A 20,424-nucleotide genomic window follows, 5' to 3' on the forward strand; every position below is an offset into this window, starting at 1 on the left:
TCGGACGGTCAAATGCCGTCTGAAATGTTCTTTAACAACGTCGGAAATTTAACGTTGCGCCTGAAGCAGACACGCGTCAGGCGGTATTTTACCCGATTTGGCAGGATTTACCCCAACCAAATAAACTCCGATTTTGCCGCTCCGAAGGACTGTACGTCCGAACCGGCGGTATGCCACCCTTAAGGAAATCTGATGAATCCGTTTTTGAATACAGCCTTTAAAGCCGCCCGCCGTGCCGGTCAGATGATGATACGCGCCGCGGGCAATCTCGATGCCGTCAAAACCGACAGCAAAGCCTTCAACGATTTTGTTTCCGATGTTGACCGCAATTCCGAAATCATCCTGGTTGAGGCTTTGAAAGAAGCCTATCCGCACCACAAAATCACTTGTGAAGAAAGCGGCTCCCACGGCAAAGCCGCAGCCGAGTACGAATGGATTATCGATCCGCTCGACGGCACGACCAATTTCCTTCACGGTCATCCCCAATACGCCATCTCTATGGCGCTGCTGCACAAAGGCGTGTTGCAAGAAGCTTTGGTTTACGCCCCCGAACGCAACGACGTATATATGGCTTCGCGCGGCAAAGGCGCGTTGCTCAACGACCGCCGCATCCGCGTTTCCAACCGCATCGAATTGAACCGCTGCCTGATCGGTACCGGCTTCCCTGTTGTCGATCAAAGCATGATGGACAAGTATCTGGTGATTTTGAAAGATTTCTTGGCCAAAACCGCCGGCGGCCGTCGTGAAGGCGCGGCTTCTTTGGATTTGTGTGCTGTAGCAACAGGTCGTTTTGACGGCTTTTTCGAGTTTAACCTCAAACCGTGGGACATTGCCGCAGGTGCATTGATTGTTCAGGAAGCGGGCGGTATCGTAACCGATATGTCGGGTGAAGACGGCTGGCTGGAAAGCGGCGATATTGTGGCTGCCAATCCCAAAGTGCTGGCGCAAATGTTGAAAATCATTTCCGCACACGTTTAAATTTCAGCCCGCTCCTGGGAATGCGGGAAAACGGGCGGGTATGCCGTCTGAAGTATCGCGCCGATATTTCAGACGGCATTTTTACTGGCAGCGGGGGCAGGAAGGTGGAAACGGCTAAATGCCCGAAACTGCCGAGGATGGAAACTAAACGGAGAACCCTGTGCAATTTGTTTATAGTGGATTAACAAAAACCAGTACGGTGTTGCCTCGCCTTAGCTCAAAGAGAACGATTCTCTAAGGTGCTGAAGCACCAAGTGAATGGGCAAAGCCAACGCCTTTACCGCGCCGATTACCGTCGTCAATTACGACGAACAAGCCCTAAACAACACCGAAGCGCGTACTTTGGTGGATGCCGTAGCGAAAAAAGACGCTTCCGTTTGGCAGTTCGGCGGCGAAAGCAACACGCTGACCGGACTGTATTTCAGAGGTTATCAGCTTGACTCGCGCCAATTCAGCGTCAACGGTTTGGCAGGTATGTACGGCACGCAAGGCACGGCCAGCGTGCAAGTTGGATCGGCACAACTGATTAAAGGCGCATCCACTGCCGTAAACGGCATGGACCCTGAAGGTGCGGTATCCGGTTCCGTCAATATCGAAACCAAAAAAGCCGCCGATGAAGGCAACCGCAAAATCGGTTTGGGCTGGTTCAGTAACAACCGCGCCCAAGGTACGTTCGACTTGGGCCAACGTTTCGGCGAAAACAAAGCATTCGGCGTGCGCGCCAACGGCAAACTGCGCCACGGCGACACCCCGCGCCACGGTTACAGCGAAGACAACAAAGAATTTGCGGTAAATGCCGACTATCGCGGCGAAACACTGCGCGTAGCGTTCGATTCCATCTACGCAAAACGCAAAACCAACGGCGGTCGCGCGCGTATGCAGGACATTCAAAACGCCGGCGGACGCTTGTTTGGCGCGCCCGATGGTAAAACCAACCTGCTGCCTTCTTGGAACTGGCAAAATACCGCCGGCCAAACCAATATGCTTACGTTTGAATGGGATGCGTTTGATAATGCACAGATTACAGGCGGTATCGGCTACAACAAGGCACGCTATTACGGCACGCTGATTTCCCCGACCGTATGTTTGAATGCTACCAGCACTTGTACCGATATGCAAAACACAAACGCCAGCGGCAAAGTAACGGCACGCAACTATGACTACAATACCGGTACTGCGCGCCTGACCGACCAATACTTCCGCACTTTAAGCATGAACCTGTCTGCGCGAGGCGAATTTGAAACCGGCCCGGTAACACATAACTGGAGTACGGCTTTCGACCGCGTTATCCGCCAGCGGAAAACCATAAACGGCAGCGGGAACGGCAACAGCAAGATAGAAGTGAAGGCAAACGAAAATATTGCGAATCAATTGGCATCGTTCAAAGCCGACTATCCCAATTCTTGGGCGAAAACCGCCAACTTGGATGCCAATATCAAAGTTAACAGCCTGGCTTTGTCCGACACCTTGGGCTTCGTTGATAACAAATACCGCCTGACTTTGGGCGGACGTTTCCAAGCGGTTGAATACACTGATAAGAAAAAATCACAGAGCGGCGATGCCAAACGCTTCAGTCCGATGCTGATGGCGGCGTGGGTGTCGCAACCTGATTTGGTTGTGTACGGCAACTATATGGAAGACTTGGAGCGTGCCGACATCAAAACCGATGATTCCGGCGAAACGACAATGGCGAAACCGCGTGTCAGCCGTCAGTTTGAAGTGGGCGTGCGTAAAAACTGGGGCAATTTCGTAACCACGTTAAACGCGTTCCAAATCAAACGCCCGGGCTACTGGAGAGGTCAGACAACCACTAATGCAAAAACTAAGAAAAAAACGCTGACTTACGGCGATAATTCCGATTTTGCCCGCTATAAAGCCCAAGGAGGCGCAGCCGGCGACGAGCAAGGTATGGAGCGGAGCCGAGGTATTGAGTTCAACACCTACGCGAATTTGCTCAACAATACTTTGCGTCCGACTTTGGGTCTGATGTATCTGCAATCGACCGTGAAGAATTACCCGAACGCAGCCGATAATCTTGTTAACGGCGTACAAGTCGCCAATCCACGCGTAATTGCCAAGGCAGGTTTGGAATGGGATACACCGTTTGCCAAAGGCTTGACTTTAAACGGCAACGTTTCGTATTTCGGCAAGTCTTACCAAGATACGAAAAAACAATACGCCTTCCCGTCTTACACTTTGGTTGACGTAGGCGCGCGCTACAAAACCAAGCTTGGCAAAAACACTCTGACCGTCAGCAGCTCGGTAGAAAACCTGTTTAACAAAAACTACTGGCAGGTACAGCGCGGACAATTTGACCGTAGCTTCGCCGTCGTCGGTATGCCGCGTACTTACTGGCTGAAAGCGGAATTGGATTTCTAAGCTGCCTCCGTTTCCGAAAATGCCGTCCGAACAGGTTTCAGACGGCATTTCTTTTAAAGAAATATGGCGGGATACGCTTAAATAATGCTATTCTAGCGTCTTTGAAACCTGCTTGTTTGACGTGATGAAAAAACCTTTGATTTCGGTTGCGGCAGCATTGCTCGGCGTTGCTTTGGGCACGCCTTATTATTTGGGTGTCAAAGCCGAAGAAAGCTTGACGCAGCAGCAAAAAATATTGCAGGAAGCGGGCTTCTTGACCGTCGAATCGCACCAATATGAGCGCGGCTGGTTTACCTCTACGGAAACGACGGTCATCCGCTTGAAACCCGAGTTGCTGCATAATGCGCAGAAATACCTGCCGGATAACCTGAAAACAGTGTTGGAACAGCCGGTTACGCTGGTAAACCATATCACGCACGGTCCTTTTGCCGGCGGATTCGGCACGCAGGCGTACATTGAAACCGAGTTCAAATACGCGCCTGAAACGGAAAAAGTTCTGGAACGCTTTTTTGGAAAACAAGTCCCGGTTTCCCTTGCCAATACCGTTTATTTTAACGGCAGCGGTAAAATGGAAGTCAGTGTTCCCGCCTTCGATTATGAAGAGCTGTCGGGCATCAGGCTGCACTGGGAAGGCCTGACGGGAGAAACGGTTTATCAAAAAGGTTTCAAAAGCTACCGGAACGGCTATGATGCCCCCTTGTTTAAAATCAAGCTGGCAGACAAAGGCGATGCCGCGTTTGAAAAAGTGCATTTCGATTCGGAAACTTCAGACGGCATCAACCCGCTTGCTTTGGGCAGCAGCAATCTGACCTTGGAAAAATTTTCCTTAGAATGGAAAGAGGGTGTCGATTACAACGTCAAGTTAAACGAACTGGTCAATCTTGTTACCGATTTGCAGATTGGCGCGTTTATCAATCCCAACGGCAGCATCGCACCTTCCAAAATCGAAGTCGGCAAGCTGGCTTTTTCAACCAAGACCGGGGAATCGGGCGCGTTTATCGATAGCGAAGGGCAGTTCCGTTTTGGCACGCTGGTTTACGGCGATGAAAAATACGGCCCTCTGGACATCCATATCGCTGCCGAACACCTCGATGCTTCTGCCTTAACCGTATTGAAACGCAAGTTTGCACGAATTTCTGCCAAAAAAATGACTGAAGAACAAATCCGCAATGATTTGATTGCGGCAGTCAAAGGCGAGGCTTCCGGATTATTTACCCATAACCCAGTATTGGACATTAAAACTTTCCGATTCACGCTGCCATCGGGAAAAATCGATGTGGGCGGAAAAATCATGTTTAAAGACATGAAGAAGGAAGATTTGAACCAATTGGGTTTGATGCTGAAGAAAACCGAAGCCGACATCAGAATGAGTATTCCCCAAAAAATGCTGGAAGACTTGGCGGTCAGTCAAGCAGGCAATATTTTCAGCGTCAATGCCGAAGATGAGGCGGAAGGCAGGGCAAGTCTTGACGACATCAACGAGACCTTGCGCCTGATGGTGGACAGTACGGTTCAGAGTATGGCAAGGGAAAAATATCTGACTTTGAACGGCGACCAGATTGATACTGCCATTTCTCTGAAAAACAATCAGTTGAAATTGAACGGTAAAACGTTGCAAAACGAACCGGAGCCGGATTTTGATGAAGGCGGTATGGTTTCAGAGCCGCAGCAGTAATGGGTCAAATGCCGTCTGAAATGTTCAGGCGGCATTTTGTTGTATTGGAAACTGCCGTTTTCAACCATTCCTTTAGATAAGCCGTGTCGGATTCGTTTTTATAGTGGATTAAATTTAAACCAGTACGGCGTTGCCTCGCCTTAGCTCAAAGAGAACGATTCTCTAAGGTGCTGAAGCACCAAGTGAATCGGTTCCGTACTATTTGTACTGTCTGCGGCTTCGTCGCCTTGTCCTGATTTTTGTTAATCCACTATAGGTCGGAGAAGATATTTTAATCCGCTGTAAAATAGAAAATGCCGTCTGAACATTTCAGACGGCATTTGCTCAAATAAACCTTATCGGCTGTTTATTCAGTCGGATTTATTTTTTCTTTTGCGGAGGCAGGTCGGTACAAGTACCCAATGCCACTTCCGCCGCCATACCGATGGATTCGCCCAAGGTCGGGTGCGGGTGGATGGTTTTGCCGATGTCTGCCGCGTCGCAGCCCATTTCGATGGCAAGGCAGACTTCGCCGATCATGTCGCCACCGTTCGGACCGACAATGCCGCCGCCGATGATGCGGCCGGTTTCAGCATCAAAAATCAGCTTGGTGAAACCATTGTCGCAACCGTTGGCAATCGCACGGCCGGAAGCAGCCCATGGGAAGTTGGCTTTGGTGATTTTGCGGCCGGAGGCTTTGGCAGACAATTCGGTTTCGCCCACCCATGCCACTTCAGGAGAAGTGTAAGCAACGCCCGGAATGACGCGCGCGTCGAAGTAGGCTTTGTGGCCGGCGCAGTTTTCGGCGGCAACGTGGCCTTCGTGAACGGCTTTGTGCGCGAGCATAGGCTGACCGACGATATCGCCGATAGCGTAGATGTGCGGCACGTTGGTACGCATTTGTTTGTCCACTTCGATGAAGCCGCGATCGGTAACGGCAACGCCTGCTTTTTCCGCGCTGATGAGTTTGCCGTTGGGCGCGCGGCCGGCGGCAACCAATACGGCATCGTAGCGTTGCGGTTCTTTAGGTGCATTTGCACCTTCGAAGGTAACGTAAACACCGTCTTCTTTAGGCTCGACAGCAACAGTTTTGGTGTTGATCATGATGTTGTCAAAACGGTATTCGTTTTGTTTTTGCCATACTTTCACCAAGTCGCGGTCTGCGCCTTGCATCAGACCGTCCATCATTTCAACTACATCCAGGCGCGAACCCAGCGTGCTGTAAACCGTACCCATCTCGAGGCCGATAATACCGCCGCCGATGATCAACAGTTTGCCCGGTACTTCTTTCAGAGCCAATGCGCCGCTGGAGTCGAAAATTCGAGGATCTTCAGGGATGAAAGGCAGTTTGGTTACGCGGCTGCCTGCTGCAATAATGCAGTTTTTAAAGGCAACGATTTTTTTCTCACCGGTAGGAGTCGCTTGTTCGTACACTTCGCTGGTCGTCAAAGAAACTTCCAAGTGGTGTGGATCCAAGAATTGGCCGTCACCTTGGATAATGTCTACTTTACGGCCTTTAGCCATGCCTGCCAAACCGGTAGTCAGGCGGGAAACCACGCCGTCTTTGTAGCCGCGCAGCATGTCGATGTCGAGTTCAGGCTCAGGGTATTTGATACCGTTGGCAGCCAAGTGGCGTACTTCATCGATAACGGCAGCATTGTGCAACAGTGCTTTGGAAGGGATACAGCCAACGTTCAAGCAAACGCCGCCCAAAGTTTTGTAACGTTCAACGATGGCAACTTTCAAGCCTTCATCAGCAGCAGCAAATGCAGCAGAATAACCGCCGGGGCCGCCGCCCAATACGACCACGTCGTACTCGACATCGGCAGAACCGCCGAATTGCGCAGCTTGCGGAGCAGGAGCGGCTGCTTTAGGTGCTTCTTGTGCAGGAGCGACAGGCGCTTCGGCTTTAGGAGCAGCAGCCGCGCCCTCGGCTTCAATGACGACAATCAAACCGCCTTCGGAGATTTTGTCGCCTACTTTAACTTTGACTTCTTTGACCACGCCTGCAACTTCGGCAGGTACGTCCATAGTCGCTTTATCGGTTTCCAAAGTAATCAGGGTATCGTCCACAGCAATGGTATCGCCCACATTTACTTCAACCGCAATAATATCTACATTTTCGTGACCGCCAATGTCGGGCACTTTCAATTCAACTAAGCTCATGTCTAATCTTTCTGAATGATGTTCGGACTTCTTTTTTCAGACGGCCTTTTTATTCAGGCCGTCTGAAAATGCTCGGATTACAGAGTAATGCGGCGGAAGTCTTTCAACAGGTTGGCCAGGAATACGGTGAAGCGCATACCGGCCGCGCCGTCGATGACACGGTGGTCAAAGGACAGGCTCAATGGGCACATCAGGCGAGGAGCGAATTCTTTGCCGTTCCAAACCGGTTTGATTTGGGATTTGCACACGCCCAAGATGGCGACTTCGGGAGCGTTCACAATCGGCGTGAAACCTGTGCCGCCGATGCCGCCCAAGCTGGAAATGGTAAAGCATGCGCCTTGCATTTCTTGTGGTTTGAGCTTGCCTTCGCGGGCTTTTTTAGACAATTCGGTCAGCTCTTGGCTGATTTGTTTCAAGCCTTTTTGATCCACGTCTTTGATTACTGGAACAACCAAGCCGTTCGGCGTGTCTGCTGCGAAACCGATGTTGAAGTAGTTTTTCAGCACCAAGTTGTCGCCGTCCAGAGAAGCGTTGAATTCGGGGAAGGCTTTCAGCGCGGAAACGGAGGCTTTGATGATGAACGCCAACGGTGACAGTTTCACGCCTTCGCGTTCCCATTCTTTGTTCAGTTGTTTGCGGAATTCTTCCAGCTCGGTCATATCTGCTTCTTCGTGTACGGTAACGTGGGGAATCACCACCCAGTTGCGAGACAGGTTTTGACCGGAAATTTTCTTAATGCGGGACAATTCTTTAACTTCGACATTACCGAATTTGGAGAAGTCCACTTTAGGCCAGGGCAGCAAGTCCAGACCGCCGCCTAAAGACGCGCCGACTGCGGCAGGTTTTGCCGCGCCGCCCTGCATTACGGATTTCACAAAGGCTTTGATGTCGTCGCCCACGATGCGGCCTTTCAAGCCGGTACCTTTGACTTGGCCCAAATCCACGCCCAATTCGCGCGCCAGTTTGCGTGCGGAAGGGCCGGCGTGTGCTTTGGCGAAAGCGGCCTCGTCGATTTTGGCAGCGGCAGGTGCAGAAGGTGCAGGCGCGGCGGCGGGTGCGGCGGCAGCAGTCGGAGGCGGAGCGGCAGCCGGTGCGGCAGCTTGAGCGGCTTGAGCAGGGGCTGCTGCGGCAGAGCCGACGGTTTCTACTTCGATAATGGCAGAGCCTTCGGATACTTTGTCGCCGACTTTTAAGAATACGGCTTTAACGACACCGGCAGCGGTACAAGGTACGTCCATTGTCGCTTTATCGGTTTCCAAAGTAATCAGCGTGTCGTCTTCGGCAACGGTGTCGCCCACTTTGATTTCAACGGCGATTACATCCACATCGGTATGGCCGCCGATATCGGGAACGGCTACTTGAACGGTTGCACCGCCTGCGGCAGCGGGTGCGGCAGCAGGTGCAGGTTGTGCTTCGGCAGCAGCCGGGGCGGCTTCGGCGGCGGCGGCACCGGTTTCAACGGTCAGAATTACGCCGCCTTCGGAGATTTTGTCGCCGACTTTGACTTTCACTTCTTTCACGACACCGGCCGCATCGGCAGGCACATCCATCGTGGCTTTGTCGGTTTCCAGTGTAATCAGGGTGTCGTCAACGGCGATGGTGTCGCCCGCTTTAACTTCTACGGCGATGATGTCGACGTTTTCGTGACCGCCGATATCGGGGACTTTGATTTCTACGATACTCATTTGAGTTCCTTTAATCTTGTTCAATTGGATGCCGTCTGAAAGCTGCTTCAGGCGGCATCGGTACGGTTTGTCTGCTCAAACCATTCGGGCATTCGGTTTTCAGACGGCCTGATGTCGGAATGGGGCAAACAGGCCGTCTGAAACATCAATCAGCGTTTCCAGCTAGGAGCTGAATCGGCTTTGATGCCGTATTTCTCAATGGCTTGTTGAACGGTTTCTTTGCTGACTTTGCCTTGTTCCGCCAATGCGGCCAATGCGGCCACGGCAACGTTGTAGCGATCCACTTCAAAGAAGCGGCGCAGGTTGGCGCGACTGTCGGAACGGCCGAAACCGTCAGTGCCCAAGACGTGGTAGTCGTTCGGGATGTAGGCGCGGATACGGTCAGCATAGCTGCGGATATAGTCGGTAGCGGCAATCACCGGACCGTCATGACCTTGCAGTTGGGAAGTAACGAAAGGTACTTTTTCGGCTTCCAGCGGATGCAGGCGGTTGAAGCGTTCTACCTCGACAGCGTCGCGGTGCAGCAGGTTGAAGGACGGGCAAGACCAGATGTCTGCTTCTACGCCGAAGTCGGCTTTCAGCAGCTCGGCACCGGCAATGACTTCTTGCAGGATGGTACCGGAGCCCATCAATTGAACTTTCTTGTCGCCTTTGCCGCCGGCTTTCAGCAGATACATACCTTTCAGGATGTCTTGTTCCGCACCTTCGGGCATATCCGGATGGGTGTAGTTCTCGTTCATCAGGGTGATGTAGTAGAACACGTCTTCATTATTGGCATACATACGGCGCAGACCGTCTTGTACGATGACGGCGACTTCGTATTGGAAAGTCGGGTCATAAGATACGCAGTTCGGAATCAGGTCGGCCTGGATGTGGCTGTGGCCGTCTTCGTGTTGCAGGCCTTCGCCGTTCAGCGTCGTACGGCCGGCAGTACCGCCCAGCAGGAAGCCGCGCGCGTGCATATCACCGGCTGCCCATGCCAAGTCGCCGACACGTTGGAAACCGAACATAGAATAGTAAATGTAGAACGGAATCATCGCGAAGTTGCTGTTGGCGTAGCTGGTTGCAGCCGCAATCCAGTCGGCCATCGCGCCCGGTTCGTTAATACCTTCTTGCAAGATTTGACCGTCAACGGATTCTTTATAGAACATCAGTTGGTCTTTGTCTTGAGGGGTATATTGCTGACCTTTCGGATTCCAAATACCGTATTGGCGGAACATACCTTCCATGCCGAAAGTACGGCTTTCGTCGGGAACGATAGGTACGACGCGTTTGCCGATTTTTTTGTCTTTCAGCAAAGTGGACAGGATGCGGACGAATGCCATCGTGGTCGAGAACTCGCGTTCACCGCTGGATTTGAGTTGTGCGTCGAATGCTGACAGCTCGGGCACTTCCAATACTTCCTGCGTCGGTTTGCGTTGCGGCAGGTAGCCACCCAAAGCATCGCGGCGTGCGTGCAGGTATTTGTATTCTTCCGTATCGGGGGCAAAAGTCAGGTAAGGCAGATCGCCGCTTTCGATTTGTTCGTCGGTAACCGGAATGTCAAAGCGGTCGCGGAATTGTTTCAGGGACGCTTTGTCCATTTTTTTGGCTTGGTGGGCAACGTTCTGACCTTCGCCGGATGCGCCCATACCGTAACCTTTAATGGTTTTCGCCAAGATGACGGTAGGTTTGCCGTCGGCATGGTTCGCTGCGCGGTCGTAGGCGTTGTACACTTTTTGCGGGTCGTGGCCGCCGCGGTTCAATGCCCAGAGTTGCTCATCGGTCATATCGGCAACCAATGTTTTCAGTTCGGGCGTATTGAAGAAGTGTTCGCGCACATACGCGCCGTCTTTGGATTTGTAAGTTTGGTAGTCGCCGTCCAAACATTCTTCCATACGTTGGCGCAGGATACCGTCTTTGTCTTTCGCCAAGAGGCGGTCCCAGCGGCGGCCCCAAATGACTTTGACGACATTCCAGCCGGCGCCGGCAAAGTTGCCTTCCAATTCTTGGATGATTTTGCCGTTGCCGCGTACCGGACCGTCCAAGCGTTGCAGGTTGCAGTTGATGACGAAAATCAGGTTGTCCAAGCCTTCGCGTGCAGCCAGTGCGATTGCACCTTGAGATTCGGGTTCGTCCATTTCGCCGTCGCCGCAGAAACACCATACTTTACGGCCTTTGGTTTTTGCCAAACCACGCGATTCCAAGTATTTCAGGAAACGCGCCTGATAAATCGCCATGATGGGCCCCAAGCCCATGGATACGGTCGGGAACTGCCAAAAGTCGGGCAAGAGGTGGGGGTGCGGATAGGAAGGCAGACCGTGTCCGTCCACTTCTTGGCGGAAGTTGTTCAGCTGGTCTTCGGTCAGACGGCCCTCGACGAATGCGCGTGCATAGATGCCCGGGGCGACGTGACCTTGGAAGAAGACCAAATCGCCTTCTTCGCCTTCGCCTTTGGCTTTCCAAAAGTGGTTGAAACCGACTTCGTACATGGTGGCGGCAGATTGGAAAGATGCGATGTGCCCACCCAGTTCCAAATCTTTCTTGCCGGCGCGCAATACGATGGCGGCGGCGTTCCAGCGCACGAATGCGCGGATGCGGTGTTCGATGTTTTGGTCGCCCGGAATGCCTTTTTCGTTTTCAACCGAAACGGTATTCAAATACGGGGTGGTCGTGCCGTGTGGCATACGTACGCCCTTGTCGCGGCAGTATTTGACCAGGTTTTCCAAGAGGTATTGCGCGCGTTCGCCGCCTTCATATTCGAGGACGGAGCTTAACGCGTCCAGCCACTCTTGGGTTTCGATAGGGTCAACATCGTGTAATTGGGTGGACATAGTATCTATCCTTTATGTTGAGTGTTTAATCGGCAGGGAGGGTGTAGCCAACCCCTTTATTTTCGTTTGTGAAAAATAATAAGCAAAAACGAAAATTTCTAAATCAAACCGAAAAAAATAATTTAAGTTTAATGTTTTCAAAAAATTATAAAAGTTTTGGAAACAAGGGAAAACTTGAAAAAAATGTTCGATCTGCTCCACACGAAATCCTATCAGCAATCGGGTCTGCTGGCAAATAACCATGCCTGTAAAAGCAGGTTTTATACTGAAGTTGGCGTTTGGTAAGGTCAAGTCTTTTTGATTTCGAAATATTCTGTTTGATTTTGGCGATATTTTTTCGGAATTGTGGTATATCGAATCATTATGTCTCTGTCGGCAATTTTCCTATTGTAGAAAATCTATACACAAGCTTTGTGGATAACCGTGTTGATAAGCCACGGCTTGTGTTAAAAAAGTCTTACGCAACAAATGTACGCTTATTTTGATTAAAAAATAGGCACATTTAAATCTATAAAAATCATGTACTTATGTTCAATATGATGTTTCTGGTCATGTTTTTGCCGTCTGTTATGGGATTTGTCCCGCGCTTGGGGCAGGGGGTGAATTTTGGAGGTTGGTGCAAAACCTGCTTTTTTCGCGTTACAATCTGCACCCGATTTACTTTTGAATTTGCCTGTTTGGAAAAATACTTTTATGAAAGCCAGCCAATTCTTTATCTCTACTTTAAAAGAAGCCCCTGCCGAAGCCGCGCTTGCCAGCCACAAGCTGATGATTCGCGCCGGCCTGATTAAAGCCAACGCGTCCGGCCTTTATACTTGGATGCCGATGGGGCTGCGCGTGTTACGCAAAGTCGAAAACGTCGTGCGCGAGGAAATGGCGCGCGCGGGCAGCGTGGAGCTGCTGATGCCGGTGGTGCAGCCTGCCGAGCTGTGGCAGGAATCCGGCCGCTGGGAATTTTACGGTAAAGAACTGCTGCGCCTGAAAGACCGCCACGACCGCGATTTCTGCATGGGACCGACCTGCGAGGAAGTCATCGCCGACATCGTGCGTAAAGAGATCAACAGCTACAAACAACTGCCGAAAAACTTTTACCACATCCAAACCAAATTCCGTGACGAAGTGCGCCCGCGCTTCGGTGTGATGCGTGCGCGCGAGTTTGTCATGAAAGATGCTTATTCCTTCCATGCCGACTACGCCTCGCTTCAGACGACCTATGATGCCATGTATGACGCTTACTGCCGTATCTTCACCCGTCTGGGCTTGGAATTCCGCCCCGTTGCCGCAGATACCGGCAGCATCGGCGGTACCGGCTCTCACGAGTTTCAAGTGTTGGCGGAAAGCGGCGAAGATGTGATTGCATACAGCGACACTTCCGATTACGCCGCCAATGTCGAGCTGGCACCGACCTTGCCGCTTAAAGGCGAACGCACCGCTGCTCAGGCAGAACTCGTCAAAGTACACACGCCAAACGTCAAAACCATTGAGTCTTTGGTTGAATTCCTGAATATTCCGGTTGAACAAACCCTCAAATCCATCGTGGTTGAAGGCGAAAATGAAGGCGAAATCGTTTTATTGCTGTTGCGCGGCGACCATGAGTTCAACGACATCAAAGCCGAAAAACTCGCAGGTGTGAAATCGCCATTGACGATGGCAAGCCCTGCCGCGATTGTCGAACAGTTCGGCGCAAACGGCGGCTCGCTGGGTCCGGTCGGCTTTGCAGGTAAAGTTTATGCCGATTTCGCCACTGAAAAAGGCGCGGACTGGGTCATCGGTGCGAACGAAGACGGCTACCACTATACCGGCTTCAACTTCGGGCGCGATGCCGCCGAGCCTGAATTCGTCGATTTGCGTAATGTGGTCGAAGGCGACGAAAGCCCCGACGGGCAAGGCCGTCTGAAACTGGCGCGCGGCATCGAAGTCGGACACGTCTTCCAGTTGCGCGACAAATACACCCAAGCCATGAACGTGAGCTTCCTCGACAACAACGGCAAATCGCAAATCATGGAAATGGGCTGCTACGGTATCGGCATCACCCGCGTCGTTGCCGCCGCCATCGAGCAGAACAACGACGAAAAAGGCATCATCTGGACGAAGGCGATGGCGTCGTTTGAAGTCGTTATCGTGCCGATGAACTACAAAAAATCAGACACCGTACGCGAAGCCGCCGACAAAATCTATGCCGAATTGCTGGCGGCAGGCGCGGATGTGCTGCTGGATGACCGCGACGAACGCGCAGGCGTATTGCTGAACGATTCCGAGCTGTTGGGTATTCCGCACCGCATCGTCATCGGCGACCGCGCCTTGAAAGAAGGCAATGTCGAATACGCCGAACGCCGCGACAACGAAGCGCAGGCAATTGCAATCGGAGAAATTGTTGCACGTGTAACAGCTTCATTAAATGCGTAAGCTTGGTCGAATGCTGTCTGAAAATAATTTCAGACGGCATTTTTACTTAGGGGGGAAAGTGAAGTGGCTTCAGTATTTTTAGAAGGAGAGGCAGTCGAGGTCGGCAATATTTTCTGTATCGGCAGGAACTATGCCGCACATATCGAAGAGTTAAAAAACGAAATACCTTCCGAACCTGTGGTGTTTATGAAGCCGTCAGGCAGCATTTTGAACAGCGGCGGTACAATCTTGCTGCCCGAGTTTAGTAGGGATGTGCAGTTTGAGTGCGAACTCGTGCTGCTGGTCGGTAAGGATTCAGACGGCACGGGCGAGGGTAAAGATATTTTGGGATGTGTCGCAGGATATGGTGTAGGGCTGGACCTTACGGCACGGGATATCCAATGCCGTCTGAAGGAAAAAGGGCTGCCCTGGCTGAAGGCAAAAGGGTTCAGGCATTCCGCGTGCGTGTCGGATTTTGCGGCGGCAGGCAGAATCGGCAATCCCGAGAATGTGTTGTTTTCATTAAAACAAAACGGCGTATTGAAACAGCGCGGGGATACCGGTTTGATGATTTACCCGATTCGGGAAATTTTACACAAACTGGCGGCAGATTACGGTTTGGGGAAAGGGGATTTGGTGTTTACCGGAACGTCCTCCGGCGTGGGCGCAATCGGTGCGGGGGACAATTTGGCATTGGAGCTGGACGGCTTGGTGCGCGCCTCTTTCACGGTAGGGTGTTAACCGCGCCGCTTAACCTTCACGCCCGTTGAAACATTCCGCCGGACCGCCCTCGAAAAAACCGTGCAAGATGGCTTGCGCCGCCACTTGGTCGAGCACCGATTTGCGTTTTTTGCCGAAGACCTGTGCTTCCGAAAGCAGGCTTTCGGCATAGACGGACGACAGCCGTTCGTCAACCCAATAGACGGGGAGATTGAACCTGCCGTTCAGCCTGCGTCCGAACTTGCGCGACAGGTGCGTCATTTCATGTTTCGTGCCGTCGGTATGCACGGGCAGTCCGACGACAAAATAACGCGGCTGCCATTCTTGAACCAGCTTGGCGATTGCCGCGAACTTTTCATCGTTGCTGCCGCCGGTAACGGTGGCCAGCGGATGGGACAGCCCCAATTCCGCATCGCCCTGCGCCACGCCGATGCGCGCTTCGCCGAAGTCGAATGCCAGTGCCGTTCCTTTTGGAATTTTATGCATGGCCGGCTCCCGAAAACAGGGCGAGCGGGTCGATGCCGAGTTTGGCGAATGCGGCGGCGTAACGGTGTTCGTAGGGGATGTCGAACAGGATATGTTCGTCGGCGGGAACGGTCAGCCACGCATTGTCGGCAAGTTCGCGTTCGAGCTGGCCTTTTCCCCAGCTTGAATAGCCGATACTGATTAATATTTTGTCAACCGCGCCTTCGCGTGAAATATTTTCAATCACGTCTCGGGAAGAAGTCAGCGCGATATTGTCCGAAACGCCGATACTGCTTTGCCAGTTGCCGATCGGGGTATGCACGACATAACCTCGCTCGACTTGCACCGGTCCGCCCATCATCACGCTGTCGTGCTGCATTCGGAAAGGGATGTTTTTGCCGGTGGCGGAAAAAATCATGTCCATCGTAATCGGAGAGGGTTTGTTGATGGCGATGCCGAGTGCGCCGTCTTCATCGTGTTTGCAGATATAGACGACCGATTGTGAAAAAAACGCGTCTTCCATATCGGGCATGGCGACGAGAAAGTGGTTGGAGAGGTTCATATCAGCGTTTGTCGGGATTTTCTATCGGGTTGGAAATCATGCAGGCGCCGGCAAGCAGGTTGCCGGAAGTATCGGCTTGCACCCCATCGGTTTGCGGTATGCCGCCGCCGAAACAGGAAACCGCGCTTAAGGAATTTTTCGGCGAGCCTTGGATGATTTTATCGCTGTACACCAAATAGGCGAAGGTTTTGCGTTTGGGGTCGTAATAACGGACAATCTGCCGGCTCTTGAACGCGAAGCTCGCACCGTGTTTGAAAACTTCTTTCGGTTTGCGCACGGCGGTTTCGTCAAAAGAAATCGAAGATGCCGTCTGAACGCACGAAACCGATGCGTCGGACGCGTCCTCTTCCAAATTGACCATTTCCTTCAAGCCGCCTTTTTTTGCATACGAAATATAACAGGCAACCCCTTGAACGTCGGGATCGTCGAATCCTTCCACTTCGATACGGTCGTTTTTGCCCAGTATGTTGAAAACGGTACTTGCCCGTCCGATTTTATCGGTTTCGCCGCTGCCGCAGGCAGTCAGCAGGACGGCGGCAGACAGCAGTAGCAGTCTGTTCATCAAAATTTCCTTATCGGTTGAATCCCCGTTTTCCGTGAAGGCGGCAGGGCTTGCTTTGTTTGGAGGGGCGCACGTTCCCAAAATCGGGCAACATACGGTATGCGGCTTAATGTGCTACCCTGTGTGTCGGAACACAATATCCGTTGCGGCATTGAAAATATGACGCACAATATAAGGCTGTTTGAGCCGATTGCAAGTATCCGCGCAAAGAAGGCGCAAGATTGGGCAAACGGCATTTTCAGATGGCATAACTGACAGTATAATCCAAACGTCCGGCTGCTTTCGTGCAGCCTTCAGTATTATCCAACTTTTTCCGAAGGTCGAACCATGCGCTACAAACCCCTTCTGCTTGCCCTGATGCTCGTTTTTTCCACGCCCGCCGTTGCCGCCCACGACGCGGCACACAACCGTTCCGCCGAAGTGAAAAAACAGACGAAGAACAAAAAAGAACAGCCCGAAGCGGCGGAAGGCAAAAAAGAAAAAGGCAAAAATGGCGCAGTGAAAGATAAAAAAACAGGCGGCAAAGAGGCGGCAAAAGAGGGCAAAGAGTCCAAAAAAACCGCCAAAAACCGCAAAGAAGCAGAGAAGGAGGCGACATCCAGGCAGTCTGCGCGCAAAGGACGCGAAGGGGATAAGAAATCGAAGGCGGAACACAAAAAGGCACATGGCAAGCCCGTGTCCGGATCCAAAGAAAAAAACGCAAAAACACAGCCTGAAAACAAGCAAGGCAAAAAAGAGGCAAAAGGACAGGGCAATCCGCGCAAGGGCGGCAAGGCGGAAAAAGACACTGTTTCTGCAAATAAAAAAGTCCGTTCCGACAAGAACGGCAAAGCAGTGAAACAGGATAAAAAATACAGGGAAGAGAAAAATGCCAAAACCGATTCCGACGAATTGAAAGCCGCCGTTGCCGCTGCCACCAATGATGTCGAAAACAAAAAAGCCTTGCTCAAACAAAGCGAAGGAATGCTGCTTCATGTCAGCAATTCCCTCAAGCAGCTTCAGGAAGAGCGTATCCGCCAAGAACGTATCCGCCAAGAGCGTATCCGTCAGGCGCGCGGCAACCTTGCTTCCGTCAACCGCAAACAGCGCGAGGCTTGGGACAAGTTCCAAAAACTCAATACCGAGCTGAACCGTTTGAAAACGGAAGTCGCCGCTACGAAAGCGCAGATTTCCCGTTTCGTATCGGGGAACTATAAAAACAGCCAGCCGAATGCGGTTGCCCTGTTCCTGAAAAACGCCGAACCGGGTCAGAAAAACCGCTTTTTGCGTTATACGCGTTATGTAAACGCCTCCAATCGGGAAGTTGTCAAGGATTTGGAAAAACAGCAGAAGGCTTTGGCGGTACAAGAGCAGAAAATCAACAATGAGCTTGCCCGTTTGAAGAAAATTCAGGCAAACGTGCAATCCCTGCTGAAAAAACAGGGTGTAACCGATGCGGCGGAACAGACGGAAAGCCGCAGACAGAATGCCAAAATCGCCAAAGATGCCCGAAAACTGCTGGAACAGAAAGGGAACGAGCAGCAGCTGAACAAGCTCTTGAGCAATTTGGAGAAGAAAAAGGCCGAACACCGCATTCAGGATGCGGAAGCAAAAAGAAAATTGGCTGAAGCCAGACTGGCGGCAGCCGAAAAAGCCAGAAAAGAAGCGGCGCAGCAGAAGGCTGAAGCACGACGTGCGGAAATGTCCAACCTGACCGCCGAAGACAGGAACATCCAAGCGCCTTCGGTTATGGGTATCGGCAGTGCCGACGGTTTCAGCCGCATGCAAGGACGTTTGAAAAAACCGGTTGACGGTGTGCCGACCGGACTTTTCGGGCAGAACCGGAGCGGCGGCGATGTTTGGAAAGGCGTGTTCTATTCCACTGCACCGGCAACGGTTGAAAGCATTGCGCCGGGAACGGTAAGCTATGCGGACGAGTTGGACGGCTACGGCAAAGTGGTCGTGGTCGATCACGGCGAGAACTACATCAGCATCTATGCCGGTTTGAGCGAAATTTCCGTCGGCAAGGGTTATATGGTCGCGGCAGGAAGCAAAATCGGCTCGAGCGGGTCGCTGCCGGACGGGGAAGAGGGGCTTTACCTGCAAATACGTTATCAAGGTCAGGTATTGAACCCTTCGAGCTGGATACGTTGATCGGATTGCCGAAACGGTAGGCTTTATGCAAATCGTGCCGATATGGTGCGCTGTTCCGTGAAGTTTGCCGTACCTGTATTTTCCGGTTTTTGGAAATCAAGAGAGAAAGTTAAAGAAGAATGTCGAAACCTGTTTTTAAGAAAATCGCACTTTATACTTTGGGTGCAATCAGCGGCGTGGCCGTCAGTCTGGCGGTGCAGGGTTTTGCCGCCGAGAAGGACAGGCGGGATAACGAAGTCCTGCCGGTGCAATCCATCCGCACAATGGCGGAGGTTTACGGTCAAATCAAGGCAAACTACTATCAGGACAAACCCGATGCCGATTTGTTTGAAGGTGCGATGAAGGGTATGGTGGCCGGTTTGGATCCGCATTCCGAATATATGGATAAAAAAGGTTATGCCGAGATAAAGGAGTCCACCAGCGGCGAATTTGGCGGCTTGGGGATGGAAATCGGGCAGGAAGACGGATTTGTCAAAGTGGTTTCGCCGATTGAGGACACGCCTGCGGAACGGGCGGGGGTGAAAAGCGGCGATTTCATTGTGAAAATCGATAATGTTTCGACACGCGGCATGACGGTCAGCGAAGCGGTGAAGAAAATGCGGGGCAAGCCGGGTACGAAGATTACTTTGACGCTGTCGCGCAAAAATGCCGACAAGCCGATAGTCGTCAACCTGACCCGTGCCATTATTAAAGTGAAAAGCGTCCGCCATCACCTGATCGAACCCGATTACGGCTATATCCGCGTGTCGCAGTTCCAAGAGCGGACGGTCGAAAGCGTCAATACCGCCGCAAAAGAGCTGGTAAAGGAAAATAAAGGAAAACCGCTCAAGGGGCTGGTGTTGGATTTGCGCGACGACCCCGGCGGGCTTTTGACTGGCGCGGTCGGCGTGTCGGCGGCATTTCTGCCGTCTGAAGCAGTCGTCGTCAGCACCAAGGGACGCGACGGCAAAGACCGCATGGTACTGAAAGCCGTTCCTGAAGATTATGTGTACGGGATGGGCGGCGATTCGTTGGCGGGCATTCCTGCCGAGTTGAAAACCATACCGATGACGGTATTGGTCAATTCCGGTTCGGCTTCCGCGTCGGAGATTGTCGCAGGTGCATTGCAGGATCATAAACGCGCGGTCATCGTCGGTACGCAGAGCTTCGGCAAAGGTTCGGTTCAGACTTTGATTCCTTTGTCCAACGGCAGCGCGGTCAAGCTGACAACGGCACTGTATTATACGCCGAACGACCGTTCTATTCAGGCGCAGGGGATTGTTCCCGATGTCGAAGTAAAAGATAAGGAACGCATTTTTGAAAGCCGCGAGGCGGATTTGGTCGGACACATCGGCAATCCTTTGGGCGGCGAGGATGTGAACAGTGAAACCCTTGCCGTGCCGCTTGAAAAAGATGCGGATAAGCCCGCTGTAAAAGAAAAAGGTAAAAAGAAAAAGGACGAGGATTTGTCTTCAAGGCGGATTCCCAACCCTGCCAAAGACGACCAGTTGCGGAAAGCTTTGGATTTAGTCAAGTCGCCCGAGCAGTGGCAGAAGTCTTTGGGGCTGGCGGCGAAAAAGCCGGTTTCAAATAAAGATAAGAAAGATAAAAAAGATAAGAAGTAGGTTTTGACGATGCCGTCTGAAAGGATTTCAGACGGCATATTATGTTTGAAAGGACAGGTTATGAGCGATTTTTTACCGGAATTTGAACCGTGCGGCATTTATAGTGGATTAACAAAAATCAGGACAAGGCGACGAAGCCGCAGACAGTACAAATAGTACGGCAAGGCGAGGCAACGCCGTACTGGTTTTTGTTAATCCACTATACTTGGGTAGCGATTGGGTTTCAGACGGCATACATTCAGGATTTCACCGCCTTATGCCGTCTGAAAGACGTTTCCGACCCATCCCTACTACACGCTTTGTCCGCAAACGCATCAC

15 protein-coding genes are annotated in these 20,424 nt (G+C 51.9%); 9 read left to right on the plus strand and 6 right to left on the minus strand.

What is annotated here, in order from left to right; genetic code table 11:
• Positions 1–12 precede the first annotated feature (12 nt).
• The 4 genes from IUJ45_RS00065 to IUJ45_RS00080 all read left to right on the plus strand — a co-directional run bounded on the left by IUJ45_RS00065 (position 13) and on the right by IUJ45_RS00080 (position 5,032).
• Positions 13–183: a hypothetical protein gene (locus tag IUJ45_RS00065; protein ID WP_171819730.1), complete on the plus strand. Its 171-nt coding sequence runs from the start codon at positions 13–15 to the stop codon at positions 181–183.
• A gap of 9 nt (positions 184–192) precedes the next feature.
• The gene (locus IUJ45_RS00070) at positions 193–978 is read left to right on the plus strand and encodes an inositol monophosphatase family protein (protein ID WP_002237077.1); all 786 of its coding nucleotides are present in this window, start codon (positions 193–195) and stop codon (positions 976–978) included.
• A gap of 258 nt (positions 979–1,236) precedes the next feature.
• Positions 1,237–3,357 (plus strand): TonB-dependent receptor, encoded by a 2,121-nt coding sequence (locus IUJ45_RS00075; protein WP_002245983.1) that lies wholly within the window; start codon positions 1,237–1,239, stop codon positions 3,355–3,357.
• A 124-nt stretch (positions 3,358–3,481) separates the two neighbouring features.
• Entirely contained in the window at positions 3,482–5,032 is a 1,551-nt protein-coding gene (locus IUJ45_RS00080; RefSeq protein WP_002246955.1) for a YdgA family protein, read from the plus strand.
• Positions 5,033–5,392: 360 nt separating this feature from the next.
• Here IUJ45_RS00080 and lpdA read toward each other — a convergent pair whose 3' ends face one another.
• The 3 genes from lpdA to aceE all read right to left on the minus strand — a co-directional run bounded on the left by lpdA (position 5,393) and on the right by aceE (position 11,675).
• Positions 5,393–7,177, minus strand: coding sequence for a dihydrolipoyl dehydrogenase (gene lpdA, locus IUJ45_RS00085; protein WP_002245985.1), 1,785 nt, complete (start codon positions 7,175–7,177; stop codon positions 5,393–5,395).
• A gap of 77 nt (positions 7,178–7,254) precedes the next feature.
• Positions 7,255–8,862, minus strand: coding sequence for a dihydrolipoyllysine-residue acetyltransferase (aceF, locus tag IUJ45_RS00090; RefSeq protein ID WP_002246950.1), 1,608 nt, complete (start codon positions 8,860–8,862; stop codon positions 7,255–7,257).
• Positions 8,863–9,011: 149 nt separating this feature from the next.
• Positions 9,012–11,675 carry a pyruvate dehydrogenase (acetyl-transferring), homodimeric type gene (aceE, locus tag IUJ45_RS00095; protein ID WP_002239773.1) on the minus strand — a complete coding sequence of 888 codons (2,664 nt, stop codon included), beginning with the start codon at positions 11,673–11,675 and terminating at the stop codon, positions 9,012–9,014.
• Between the two features lie 693 nt (positions 11,676–12,368).
• On the opposite strand from aceE, the gene IUJ45_RS00100 reads away from it, so the two are divergent.
• Together IUJ45_RS00100 and IUJ45_RS00105 are read left to right on the plus strand one after the other, a co-directional pair.
• A complete protein-coding gene (locus tag IUJ45_RS00100; RefSeq protein WP_002237070.1) occupies positions 12,369–14,081 on the plus strand; it encodes a proline--tRNA ligase in 1,713 nt (570 codons plus the stop codon).
• 63 nt (positions 14,082–14,144) lie between these two features.
• Positions 14,145–14,801, plus strand: a complete 657-nt coding sequence (locus IUJ45_RS00105; protein ID WP_002245987.1) for a fumarylacetoacetate hydrolase family protein — start codon at positions 14,145–14,147, stop codon at positions 14,799–14,801.
• Positions 14,802–14,810: 9 nt separating this feature from the next.
• On the opposite strand, the gene ruvX is transcribed toward IUJ45_RS00105, so the two are convergent.
• Genes ruvX through IUJ45_RS00120 form a run of 3 tightly spaced genes read right to left on the minus strand, consistent with a single transcriptional unit; the run spans position 14,811 to position 16,369 of the window.
• Positions 14,811–15,266 (minus strand): Holliday junction resolvase RuvX, encoded by a 456-nt coding sequence (gene ruvX, locus IUJ45_RS00110; protein ID WP_002237069.1) that lies wholly within the window; start codon positions 15,264–15,266, stop codon positions 14,811–14,813.
• Positions 15,259–15,807 carry a YqgE/AlgH family protein gene (locus IUJ45_RS00115; RefSeq protein WP_002237068.1) on the minus strand — a complete coding sequence of 183 codons (549 nt, stop codon included), beginning with the start codon at positions 15,805–15,807 and terminating at the stop codon, positions 15,259–15,261. The genes ruvX and IUJ45_RS00115 overlap by 8 nt, the downstream gene beginning before the upstream one ends.
• A gap of 1 nt (position 15,808) precedes the next feature.
• The gene (locus IUJ45_RS00120; RefSeq protein ID WP_002219151.1) at positions 15,809–16,369 is read right to left on the minus strand and encodes a CreA family protein; all 561 of its coding nucleotides are present in this window, start codon (positions 16,367–16,369) and stop codon (positions 15,809–15,811) included.
• Between the two features lie 327 nt (positions 16,370–16,696).
• Here IUJ45_RS00120 and IUJ45_RS00125 point away from each other — a divergent pair, with 327 nt between their 5' ends.
• From IUJ45_RS00125 to IUJ45_RS00135, 3 genes are all read left to right on the plus strand, one after another.
• On the plus strand, positions 16,697–18,502 hold the full coding sequence (locus IUJ45_RS00125; protein ID WP_002227254.1) for a murein hydrolase activator EnvC family protein: 1,806 nt from the start codon (positions 16,697–16,699) through the stop codon (positions 18,500–18,502).
• Positions 18,503–18,621: 119 nt separating this feature from the next.
• On the plus strand, positions 18,622–20,106 hold the full coding sequence (locus IUJ45_RS00130; RefSeq protein ID WP_002226303.1) for a S41 family peptidase: 1,485 nt from the start codon (positions 18,622–18,624) through the stop codon (positions 20,104–20,106).
• Between the two features lie 9 nt (positions 20,107–20,115).
• Complete coding sequence (locus tag IUJ45_RS00135; RefSeq protein WP_153308396.1) at positions 20,116–20,262, plus strand: hypothetical protein; 147 nt, start codon at positions 20,116–20,118, stop codon at positions 20,260–20,262.
• Positions 20,263–20,424: the final 162 nt, after the last annotated feature.

Source organism: Neisseria meningitidis, from assembly GCF_022869645.1.
Taxonomy (GTDB): Bacteria; Pseudomonadota; Gammaproteobacteria; order Burkholderiales; family Neisseriaceae; genus Neisseria; species Neisseria meningitidis.